The organism is Filifactor villosus (assembly GCF_042652965.1).
GTDB lineage: Bacteria > Bacillota > Clostridia > Peptostreptococcales > Filifactoraceae > Filifactor > Filifactor villosus.
Genome location: NZ_JBHSHL010000003.1, coordinates 264,732 through 277,345, shown reverse-complemented (window position 1 = coordinate 277,345; position 12,614 = coordinate 264,732). Strand labels below are relative to the sequence as shown.

Annotated in this window: 1 protein-coding gene and 1 CRISPR repeat array; the gene reads right to left on the bottom strand. The window is 40.6% G+C overall.

Going from position 1 to position 12,614, the window contains the following annotated elements:
• Positions 1–3,060 precede the first annotated feature (3,060 nt).
• Positions 3,061–12,157: direct repeats of the CRISPR family, unit length 36 nt; unit sequence GTTTCCGTCTCCTTTCGGAGTTAGGTTCTTTCAAAC.
• A 133-nt stretch (positions 12,158–12,290) separates the two neighbouring features.
• A complete protein-coding gene (gene cas2 / locus ACFO4R_RS01545; RefSeq protein ID WP_379787207.1) occupies positions 12,291–12,614 on the bottom strand; it encodes a CRISPR-associated endonuclease Cas2 in 324 nt (107 codons plus the stop codon).

Genomic DNA, 12,614 nt, shown 5'->3' with positions numbered 1-12,614 from the left:
CCCGCCAATACATTTAGTTGCAATGTGTTTGGTGGGTTTTTCGATTCTAAAACTGTCAAAGACGGGAATAAGATTTATCAATATATACTTGGTTCGGGCTTTTAAAAAAGTCTTCCTATCGCTTTAAAGCAATACCGCATCATTGGAAAAGTCAACCTATATACTGCTCTACCCGCTGCATTGAATGCTTACCTGTATAGACATTTTTTAACACAGGACTCAGATATGAAAGTGAAAAAAGAAGAACGATCGTCTCTCTTTATGAAGGACAAGCTTAGCTTGTAATTGGCTGAAAAGAAAACAGCAGAGCACGGCATAGACCCTGAGGGCGTACACAATAAGTTGTACTGTTTATTTATTAACATTGACAGGTCGAATACTTTAAAGCATATCATCCTCAATTTTTTTCAATGATAGATGTTTCATACCCTACATTTTAGACGAAAAATAGTATTACCAAATTTGCCGAACAGATCTGAACAAATGAAACATCTCTATATATCGGCCGTTTTAGTATAACTTTCTGATACATCCCTCAGACTTTCATCTCATACTATTTTTCAATAAAAGTATGGATATATCTATTTTTCAAATCACGAAAAATCGGTTTATCTTCTATGGATCATAGATTGTTTATATCCATAATTCAAAGGAATGGTAGTATCAACAAGAGAATACTATAATACCGATACCGTATTGTATATGTCCCAATCAAAAATCCCGCACCGAAAAACACCAAGAGCGGGATAAAAGATTTTCGTCTCCAATGGAGTTTGCTGCTTCTAAAAAAGGAGGAAACAAAATGAAAAAAGAAACAATTGGTTCCGTCTCCTTGCGGAGTAAACGCATTACAAATATTTTAAAAACTAGGAAGAAAATATGAATAAATTACCTCCGTCCCCAAAGGGGTTACTATCATTGTAGCATACCACGACTTCTTCCGGCAAGCACTTAACGAAGCAAAGTCTTATAGATCTTCGCAACATCTCCTTACAACCATCCAACCCCCAAAAAAACACCGAGGGCCGGACCAAAGGTTTCCGTCTCCGCCGGAGTTAGCTTCTTTCAAACTCGAACTACTCGAAAGGAGGAGCAAAGATGAATGTAAGTTTCCGTCTCCGCCGGAGTGATGGTCTTTCAAAGGAGAGATATCCCTCCAGTAGTAGCCTACAAGCATGAAACGTTTCCATCTTCATTGAATACTACTCCCTCATTTATAATCATCCAGCACTCAGAAAAGCACCGAGGGCCGGACTAAAGGTTTCGGTCTCCGCCGGAGTTAGCTTCTTTCAAACCCTTTCCAATAAGGTTGTTCTCCATGAGCAATATGAAGAGTTTCCGTCTCCGCCGGAGTTAATACCATTTTACATATCCACCAATTTGCAACAAGAGACCGATACATCTTGCTATAAGTTCATCCAATTAACCATCTGACACTAAGAAGTGCACTGAGGACCGGACTAAAGGTTTCGGTCTCCGCCGGAGTTAGTCCTTGCAAACGGTAACATCATACCTGAAATTCTACCAATAGAAAAAGAATTTCCGTCCCCAAAAGAGGTTACTGTTATTGTAACATACATAACTTTTTTCGGAAAGAATTCAAAAGAGCAACAAGCAAAGTCTTATAAATTTTTCACAACATCTCCTTACAACCATCCAGAACTCAGAAGTGCACTGAGGGTCGGACTAAAGGTTTCGGTCTCCGCCGGAGTTAGTGTTATTGTAACATATCCAACAACTTGCAACAAGAGACCGATACATCTTGCTATAAGTTCATCCAATTAACCATCTGACACTTAAGAAGTGCACCGAGGGCCGGACTAAAGGTTTCGGTCTCCGCCGGAGTTAGGTTCTTTCAAACATGGATCTCTTCTATAGCATGATCTCGGCCATCGATGCAGTTTCCGTCTCCTTTCGGAGTTAGGTTCTTTCAAACTGTAAAGGCTCCTACTTTGAAGAAACAAACCCGATTTTGGTTTCGGTCTCCGCCGGAGTTAGGTTCTTTCAAACTCTTAAATCCGATCTTCCAAAGGTCCTGCACCTTTACGTTTCCGTCTCCTTTCGGAGTTAGTTCCTTTCAAACATAATCTTTCAGGATAGATGGCAATATAAAAAAGGTGTGAGGTTTCCGTCTCCGCCAGAGTTAATACCATTTTACATATCCACCAATTTGCAACAAGAGACCGATACATCTTGCTATAAGTTCATCCAATTAACCATCTGACACTAAGAAGTGCACTGAGGACCGGACTAAAGGTTTCGGTCTCCGCCGGAGTTAGTCCTTGCAAACGGTAACATCATACCTGAAACTCTACCAATAGAAAAAGAATTTCCGTCCCCCAAAGAGGTTACTGTTATTGTAACATACATAACTTTTTTCGGAAAGAATTCAAAAGAGCAACAAGCAAAGTCTTATAAATTTTTCACAACATCTCCTTACAACCATCCAACCCCCAAAAAAACACCGAGGACCGGACTAAAGGTTTCCGTCTCCGCCGGAGTTAGGTTCTTTCAAACGAGAAAAAACGCTTGTGGCGACAAATACAATGCCGGAGCAAGTTTCCGTCTCCGCTGGAGTTAGTCCTTTCAAACGAGAATATCATACCTGAAATTCTACCAATAGAAAAAGAATTTCCGTCCCCCAAAGGGGTTACTGTTATTGTAACATATCAAGTTTTTTCAGCAAGAGCCTAACAGAACAACAAAAGTTCTTACATTTCTTTACATTCTTTTCCTGCATCCATCCAACCCCCAGAAAAGAACTGAGGACCGGACTAAAGGTTTCGGTCTCCGCCGGAGTTAGGTTCTTTCAAACTAGTTCTATATTTTCCATAATACTTTTCCGTCCTTATTGTTTCCGTTTCCGCTAAAGTTAATACCATTTTACATATCCACCAATTTGCAACCAGAGACCGATACATCTCGCTATAAGTTCATCCAATTAACCATCTGACACTAAGAAGTGCACTGAGGGCCGGACTAAAGGTTTCGGTCTCCGCCGGAGTTAGGTTCTTTCAAACGTGTTCTTCAAAGAACAGCTTCATCGCCGTCTTTTGCCACGTTTCCGTCTCCTTTCGGAGTTAGGTTCTTTCAAACAATTCAATCCTCCTAAGATGTATGGTTTCACAAACACTGGTTTCCGTCTCCTTTCGGAGTTAGGTTCTTTCAAACGCTTACTTGGGTGAGTGTGTAGATAAGAAAATAGAGAAGGTTTCCGTCTCCTTTCGGAGTTAGGTTCTTTCAAACTGGATATGAAAATGATATGTACAATCAATATCTAAAAGAGTTTCCGTCTCCTTTCGGAGTTAGGTTCTTTCAAACGGAAAAGGTTTGGGAATGGCAATACGATTTAGGTTTAGAGTTTCCGTCTCCTTTCGGAGTTAGGTTCTTTCAAACAATCAGAAAAGAAATTGGATGACTTTTTAAAATTTGATAAGTTTCCGTCTCCTTTCGGAGTTAGGTTCTTTCAAACGTGAAAGTTTTCGCAAATAGGGATGAGGAAAGGAGGCAGGGGTTTCCGTCTCCTTTCGGAGTTAGGTTCTTTCAAACAGACATTATCCGGTGGGCACCATGGTGTGTTAAAGACAATAGTTTCCGTCTCCTTTCGGAGTTAGGTTCTTTCAAACTTGATTATATTTACAACATTCGCCCCTAATCTGGTGAGTGTTTCCGTCTCCTTTCGGAGTTAGGTTCTTTCAAACCTTGTATTTACACATGAGACACCAAGTGGTAAGAACACCTGTTTCCGTCTCCTTTCGGAGTTAGGTTCTTTCAAACCTGAAACTTCTGTAGAAATCATTGAAGGATATAAAGGTACAAGTTTCCGTCTCCTTTCGGAGTTAGGTTCTTTCAAACAAACCTGTTGGAACGATATACTCTCTTGTCTTCATTGAGTTTCCGTCTCCTTTCGGAGTTAGGTTCTTTCAAACCTTCTTTTCCAATTTTTCTAAAAACTTCTCTTGCTGGGGTTTCCGTCTCCTTTCGGAGTTAGGTTCTTTCAAACTTGAAGATTGTACTATCAAGGCTATCACAGTCCTCGGTTTCCGTCTCCTTTCGGAGTTAGGTTCTTTCAAACGCACTTTGATAGTAGAGTACACGAATGAAGTCGGTAACGAGTTTCCGTCTCCTTTCGGAGTTAGGTTCTTTCAAACTTCTAAGATCATACGTCCCAAGAAGCACTATATAGAGGATAGTTTCCGTCTCCTTTCGGAGTTAGGTTCTTTCAAACATGCTCATAGATAAGATTACTCATATATCTGATCAAGAAGTTTCCGTCTCCTTTCGGAGTTAGGTTCTTTCAAACCTTTTGTCTGAGTCACTGTTGCTCTAACCATGGGGTTGTGTTTCCGTCTCCTTTCGGAGTTAGGTTCTTTCAAACAGGGATTAAGTCCGCTTGAAGCCTATCAAGGCTACTTGAGTTTCCGTCTCCTTTCGGAGTTAGGTTCTTTCAAACCTGTTGGGAAGCTGATGGCAGTAAAACGAGCAGTACGTTTCCGTCTCCTTTCGGAGTTAGGTTCTTTCAAACGAGGAAAGAGGAAATCGACAGATCATATGCTCAAACTGTTTCCGTCTCCTTTCGGAGTTAGGTTCTTTCAAACACATCCGAGCGGGATTTGTATGGTAATAAGGAGCTTGAGGTTTCCGTCTCCTTTCGGAGTTAGGTTCTTTCAAACGTAAAACACGTTTATCCTTCTTGTAATACTAAGCTTGAGTTTCCGTCTCCTTTCGGAGTTAGGTTCTTTCAAACCTTTCTCACCGCCTTTTTGATGAACTCAAATAGTCTTAGTTTCCGTCTCCTTTCGGAGTTAGGTTCTTTCAAACTAGAAGATATCATCCATGATACAATTAATCTTATTATAGTTTCCGTCTCCTTTCGGAGTTAGGTTCTTTCAAACTCGTATCTTCTTCACGAAGATGCCACCTTTCCTTAAGGCGTTTCCGTCTCCTTTCGGAGTTAGGTTCTTTCAAACTGGTTATCTTCAATAACCGATACATCATCAAATACTTTTTGTTTCCGTCTCCTTTCGGAGTTAGGTTCTTTCAAACTTTTAGGAGGGAATTTCCATGAGATACTTTGTAGATATTGTTTCCGTCTCCTTTCGGAGTTAGGTTCTTTCAAACGTTTTACCATTAGTTCTTGCTACCATATGGGAAATCAGGGTTTCCGTCTCCTTTCGGAGTTAGGTTCTTTCAAACACCCCACCTCGTAGAGGACGAGTGCACGGGTGAGTTCACCGTTTCCGTCTCCTTTCGGAGTTAGGTTCTTTCAAACCCTTCATGAGGCAATGTTTAAATACCCTCGCGAAGGCAGGTTTCCGTCTCCTTTCGGAGTTAGGTTCTTTCAAACCTACTGGTATTATATTTAGATACAGTAGCAAAGTTCTTGTTTCCGTCTCCTTTCGGAGTTAGGTTCTTTCAAACACGGTACGTGTGCTAACATAGAGTTAACAAATTGAAAACAGTTTCCGTCTCCTTTCGGAGTTAGGTTCTTTCAAACTAACCTCATTTATGCTCTCGAGATTGGCATTGAAGCAATGTTTCCGTCTCCTTTCGGAGTTAGGTTCTTTCAAACAGGGCTTGGAATGGTTAAAGCCTTGGCATTATCGAGTTTCCGTCTCCTTTCGGAGTTAGGTTCTTTCAAACTGACCATCTTCACATTCGGTACAGGAGATTGGTTGTTTTTGTTTCCGTCTCCTTTCGGAGTTAGGTTCTTTCAAACTCGTCTATGATTTTTCTCATACTGGCGGTTTCTTTGTATGTTTCCGTCTCCTTTCGGAGTTAGGTTCTTTCAAACTTTATTTGCTTGTACCGCCTACCTTGCGGAGCTTGCAAGGGTTTCCGTCTCCTTTCGGAGTTAGGTTCTTTCAAACAATTAATGGTATGGAAGTTCTCTTTGGCGGTAATAAGGGTTTCCGTCTCCTTTCGGAGTTAGGTTCTTTCAAACTATCTCTCCAGAGTCAGATTAAAGAATATGAAGATAGTTTCCGTCTCCTTTCGGAGTTAGGTTCTTTCAAACTCTGACCCTGAAGGAGGATACCGTATCCATTTATCTGGTTTCCGTCTCCTTTCGGAGTTAGGTTCTTTCAAACACGCGATATCCGTTCAACTGGACAAACTTGAATATTTGGTTTCCGTCTCCTTTCGGAGTTAGGTTCTTTCAAACAGAATCAATTGTGTGAGGAACGATATCGGTTCCTAAGAGTTTCCGTCTCCTTTCGGAGTTAGGTTCTTTCAAACATTCTATTTTTGCACTTAGCACAAAATAAGCAAACAAAGTTTCCGTCTCCTTTCGGAGTTAGGTTCTTTCAAACTTGGAAAAAGAAAAGACGAGAGTGCTGGGTTTGATCCAGTTTCCGTCTCCTTTCGGAGTTAGGTTCTTTCAAACAAAAGAAAAAACAGTCAAAGCACAAAGTATCAAAAGAGTTTCCGTCTCCTTTCGGAGTTAGGTTCTTTCAAACGAATTACCTGAGAGCGAACGTAAAGCACTGTTGGAGGTTTCCGTCTCCTTTCGGAGTTAGGTTCTTTCAAACCGATCCGTTGATTGGATCAAAACCTACCAAAGAAGCGAAAGTTTCCGTCTCCTTTCGGAGTTAGGTTCTTTCAAACTAGATAAAGAAGTACTTCCAAGCCTAAAAAAATAATATTGTTTCCGTCTCCTTTCGGAGTTAGGTTCTTTCAAACCAGCCCTCACAGAGGGAGAAAAGGAGAACGAAAATGAAAAAGTTTCCGTCTCCTTTCGGAGTTAGGTTCTTTCAAACGTTTGAAGTGTAATCTTCAATAATCGCTCGCGCAGAAAAGTTTCCGTCTCCTTTCGGAGTTAGGTTCTTTCAAACAAATGAAAAAAGTTTAGGTAATTATTTTTTAAATTCCGTTTCCGTCTCCTTTCGGAGTTAGGTTCTTTCAAACTCTGTAATTGTACATAACAATCTCTCCTTTTTCATTTGTTTCCGTCTCCTTTCGGAGTTAGGTTCTTTCAAACTTTTTTTAATTTATTTTTTTAAAAAATCATATTGAAGCAAGTTTCCGTCTCCTTTCGGAGTTAGGTTCTTTCAAACAGGTTTCTCACGAACTCTTGTCGATTTACTGATAAATCCGTTTCCGTCTCCTTTCGGAGTTAGGTTCTTTCAAACCAAACAAGTTTTCTTTGGATAGTGTTTTTCAATGTTTGGTTTCCGTCTCCTTTCGGAGTTAGGTTCTTTCAAACGCGGCCGCGGAGAGCAACAAAGAAAGAGAAGAACTAGGCGTTTCCGTCTCCTTTCGGAGTTAGGTTCTTTCAAACTTGAGAAGGTGAAAAAAGCCCAAGAAAAAGGTAGCTTTAAACGTTTCCGTCTCCTTTCGGAGTTAGGTTCTTTCAAACCCGATCCTGTGCAGGAGGAAAAAGTGGCCGCGGCAGAAGGTTTCCGTCTCCTTTCGGAGTTAGGTTCTTTCAAACAAGAGAATATACAAAGAGGGGGTGATGTAATGCATTTAAGTTTCCGTCTCCTTTCGGAGTTAGGTTCTTTCAAACTCGGTGCGACGAATGCCCTCACGTTGGGTATATTCGAGTTTCCGTCTCCTTTCGGAGTTAGGTTCTTTCAAACTTGGTGGACGAAAATGGTAAGGAATCCGAAGCTAAGATAGTTTCCGTCTCCTTTCGGAGTTAGGTTCTTTCAAACTGAGAATGCTTTGCTTTTAATTGCATAATTCAATCATGTTTCCGTCTCCTTTCGGAGTTAGGTTCTTTCAAACGGACACATCGAACTTTGTGACAAAAGACGAGTTCAACAAGTTTCCGTCTCCTTTCGGAGTTAGGTTCTTTCAAACGAGATAAAACAAAGGTTCATAGAAAGGATATATTTCGAGTTTCCGTCTCCTTTCGGAGTTAGGTTCTTTCAAACTTGGAAAAAGGGGAACGATACACGTTTGAAACACAAGACGAGTTTCCGTCTCCTTTCGGAGTTAGGTTCTTTCAAACGGATCCGTTCGGTGAAACGGTGGACGCAATGAAACAAAGAGTTTCCGTCTCCTTTCGGAGTTAGGTTCTTTCAAACTGTTTGAAACAAATAACAGGCAAGCACAAAAAGAATCTGGAGTTTCCGTCTCCTTTCGGAGTTAGGTTCTTTCAAACTGGTATAAGGGGCTTGTGTTAGGAAGGTTTTAGGTATCTTGTTTCCGTCTCCTTTCGGAGTTAGGTTCTTTCAAACCGTCAATCCTTACTGAGAGAGGAGGTGCTGGACTCCTTAAAGTTTCCGTCTCCTTTCGGAGTTAGGTTCTTTCAAACCTATTATAATGAATAATACAGTACATTAATAAACTGTTAGTTTCCGTCTCCTTTCGGAGTTAGGTTCTTTCAAACTCGGAAGTAGGCATTTCTATGAACGACATTGACCGAGCAAGTTTCCGTCTCCTTTCGGAGTTAGGTTCTTTCAAACTGGCAAATTATACAAACAGCTTGAGAGATTGAGACAATATAGTTTCCGTCTCCTTTCGGAGTTAGGTTCTTTCAAACGATATATTAACCCACTCTATTCCCTTCGTATAATGTTTCCGTCTCCTTTCGGAGTTAGGTTCTTTCAAACAAGATTACAACGTTTGCGTAAGATGCATCGTCAGGCATAGTTTCCGTCTCCTTTCGGAGTTAGGTTCTTTCAAACGCCCTCCATTCGGTTTATATCCCCTTTTAGCTTCTTGACGTTTCCGTCTCCTTTCGGAGTTAGGTTCTTTCAAACTAAGTCGGAAGGGTCCTTTCATCCAAATACATCTTTCGTTTCCGTCTCCTTTCGGAGTTAGGTTCTTTCAAACTTACACATCCAACCAGCACTTGCATATTCAATGTTACCAACCAGTTTCCGTCTCCTTTCGGAGTTAGGTTCTTTCAAACTTTACAAATGAAACATTGTTTGCAAATGCTGAAGAAATTGTTTCCGTCTCCTTTCGGAGTTAGGTTCTTTCAAACCATGCGACTGTTGTTGCCGATGGAAGTGTAGAAGAAACAGGTTTCCGTCTCCTTTCGGAGTTAGGTTCTTTCAAACATTTGTAATGTCGTATATTTTGAAAATCTCCCTTACTAGTTTCCGTCTCCTTTCGGAGTTAGGTTCTTTCAAACTCAGGGATAATCTGTTGTGTCATTAGATTATCAAGCGGTTTCCGTCTCCTTTCGGAGTTAGGTTCTTTCAAACAATCTATGTTAAATGAAGGAAGAAAGTTCTTTACGAACAAGTTTCCGTCTCCTTTCGGAGTTAGGTTCTTTCAAACTCTACCCTTTCTACTCCGCGGGCAAACCCTCCTTCAGTTTCCGTCTCCTTTCGGAGTTAGGTTCTTTCAAACAAGGACAAGCTGTTTCGACAGACCCGAGACGATGGCAGGTTTCCGTCTCCTTTCGGAGTTAGGTTCTTTCAAACAGAAGTAATTAAAGAGGTTATAGGCACTCTAACTAAGTTTCCGTCTCCTTTCGGAGTTAGGTTCTTTCAAACTTGCCAAAACAAAAAGGTAGTTACTTTGAAGAAACTACGCCAGTTTCCGTCTCCTTTCGGAGTTAGGTTCTTTCAAACTTTGAGGTGCATTCTACATCACCTCACTCTCTAGCAAGGTTTCCGTCTCCTTTCGGAGTTAGGTTCTTTCAAACAAACGTTCTCCTTACTCCACCAAGAGATGGTGTTGCCGAGTTTCCGTCTCCTTTCGGAGTTAGGTTCTTTCAAACTCTAATGGTGAATTGCTATAGAGCATCAGATGAGACAGAGTTTCCGTCTCCTTTCGGAGTTAGGTTCTTTCAAACAGCCCGGGAAAGATGAGGTATAACTATGAAAAATATTAGTTTCCGTCTCCTTTCGGAGTTAGGTTCTTTCAAACATACAGGAATAATTCTATCTATCAACTCTTCACATTGTTTCCGTCTCCTTTCGGAGTTAGGTTCTTTCAAACTGGAGGAATCTATCATGAAAAAGAGCTACACACTAACGAGTTTCCGTCTCCTTTCGGAGTTAGGTTCTTTCAAACCCGAATGATAGGCAACCTCAAAGTAAGCAAACTGAGTGAGTTTCCGTCTCCTTTCGGAGTTAGGTTCTTTCAAACCTTCTCTTTTTGATATCATAATAACATCTCCTTTTTGTTTGTTTCCGTCTCCTTTCGGAGTTAGGTTCTTTCAAACTCTCAAATTGCCCGCATGTATATGTAAGGAGGTAAGATTATGGTTTCCGTCTCCTTTCGGAGTTAGGTTCTTTCAAACAAGCGTCTCATAACCACTTACGGAAATCATTTTTGTTAGTTTCCGTCTCCTTTCGGAGTTAGGTTCTTTCAAACTCGGGATTTCCACGAGAAGTACGAAGATCCGTACTTCGAGTTTCCGTCTCCTTTCGGAGTTAGGTTCTTTCAAACACTATTCTCCCTATAACTATAGTGCACGATAGGTTAGAGTTTCCGTCTCCTTTCGGAGTTAGGTTCTTTCAAACGTTTTATATAGAGCAAATGAAAAATAGGAGGTGGTTATAGTTTCCGTCTCCTTTCGGAGTTAGGTTCTTTCAAACTTTACAAATCTTAATCACTGGTATTTAGATAAAAAGGAAACGTTTCCGTCTCCTTTCGGAGTTAGGTTCTTTCAAACACACTACTTGTACTACCATTATCAGTAGTACCTCTTTAGTTTCCGTCTCCTTTCGGAGTTAGGTTCTTTCAAACTGAGAAGGTAAAGCCTTCTACTAAGAAGGCGGTAAAAGAGTTTCCGTCTCCTTTCGGAGTTAGGTTCTTTCAAACTGTATTCTACTATCAGAGTACACAACCCTTCTACGTCTAGTTTCCGTCTCCTTTCGGAGTTAGGTTCTTTCAAACGACACAATGACAGTCTTTACTAAGGTAAAATTAAAATAGGTTTCCGTCTCCTTTCGGAGTTAGGTTCTTTCAAACGTGATAAAGACCATTTCAAGGCAAACTTTGGTAAGCCTTTGTTTCCGTCTCCTTTCGGAGTTAGGTTCTTTCAAACTTTTTATGCGAAAGATATTAGTGATTTTGAAGATGGTGATAGTTTCCGTCTCCTTTCGGAGTTAGGTTCTTTCAAACGATTTTTCAACTTTTTCAACGCTTCTTCTTTTTTTCCAGTTTCCGTCTCCTTTCGGAGTTAGGTTCTTTCAAACGCTTTGAAGTAGTTCTTCGTTTGGAACGTCGTGATCTTCGGTTTCCGTCTCCTTTCGGAGTTAGGTTCTTTCAAACCTTCAACATGTTTTTTGCGGTGAAAAAAGTAGAAGGGTGTAGGTTTCCGTCTCCTTTCGGAGTTAGGTTCTTTCAAACGCTCTTCTTATCGCTTCCATACGATTACAATTTTCTTGGTTTCCGTCTCCTTTCGGAGTTAGGTTCTTTCAAACATAAAATGTTTGAAGATGTAGCAACAGATGTGGACACAAGTTTCCGTCTCCTTTCGGAGTTAGGTTCTTTCAAACGGATGAGTGTCTTAAAGGTAAAGTTCAAAGAATCCATAAGTTTCCGTCTCCTTTCGGAGTTAGGTTCTTTCAAACCTGAAAAGATATAGAAACGCTTGCTAGGGATATTGGTAGTTTCCGTCTCCTTTCGGAGTTAGGTTCTTTCAAACTAGTGGGTGCTGTAGTTACTATAGTAATCCTATTAAGAGAGTTTCCGTCTCCTTTCGGAGTTAGGTTCTTTCAAACAAGCCGTCAAAAAGACACTGACGATCCCTGCTTGGCTCAAGTTTCCGTCTCCTTTCGGAGTTAGGTTCTTTCAAACGAGATTGAACTACACTCTTCCCTTTTTCAGATGTCATGCGTTTCCGTCTCCTTTCGGAGTTAGGTTCTTTCAAACACAAGACATTGGATCTTGTATCCTCTTATAAATTATTCTAGTTTCCGTCTCCTTTCGGAGTTAGGTTCTTTCAAACCCGGATAACGTCTTAATCAAACTAAGTGAGATGTATCCCGTTTCCGTCTCCTTTCGGAGTTAGGTTCTTTCAAACGATTTCTGTTTTTTTCTTGTCAAATGTAGCTTCGAAGTGTTTCCGTCTCCTTTCGGAGTTAGGTTCTTTCAAACAAAAAGGTAATGGAGTTTTTAAAAAATCAGGATCTTCGTTTCCGTCTCCTTTCGGAGTTAGGTTCTTTCAAACCATTATGACCTTTGCACTTCCCATTACAAGAGGAAACTGGTTTCCGTCTCCTTTCGGAGTTAGGTTCTTTCAAACCCTATGCTTATAGAGAATAGTAGTTGCAATGCTTTCAAGGTGCATTTTCGGGAGGGTCGATCCATTTGGAAATTTTTTGTGTTTTTCTGCAAAAATATCCTTTGTATCTATTGATATTGCTATATCGGGAGCCTTAAACAAAGTAATACAATTCATTTTCCGCTTCCTGCCTCTCTCCATATACAGTGGTTTGAACCATTTGGTTGAGTCGATAGATCCTTATCAAGTCATCTTTTTGTGCGAAAGTTTCTATCTCTCTTAACATTTTATCACATTTCTCCTTGGAAAGTATACACTCAAATGCAGATTTTTGGATCCGATATCCATAACCGCACAACAGTTTGGACAGTTTCGTCCTTCTCGTGTTCGAAATAATGTCGTAGATGACGACAACTGTTACGGTGTCTTCCAAGTACAGTTGTTCAAAGTCTTCTTCCAATACATCCCATTGTTCCAT

Bases quoted from the DNA above. Each gene is read 5' to 3' on its own strand.
- cas2 (WP_379787207.1), bottom strand. From the start codon at position 12,614: ATGGAACAATGGGATGTATTGGAAGAAGACTTTGAACAACTGTACTTG.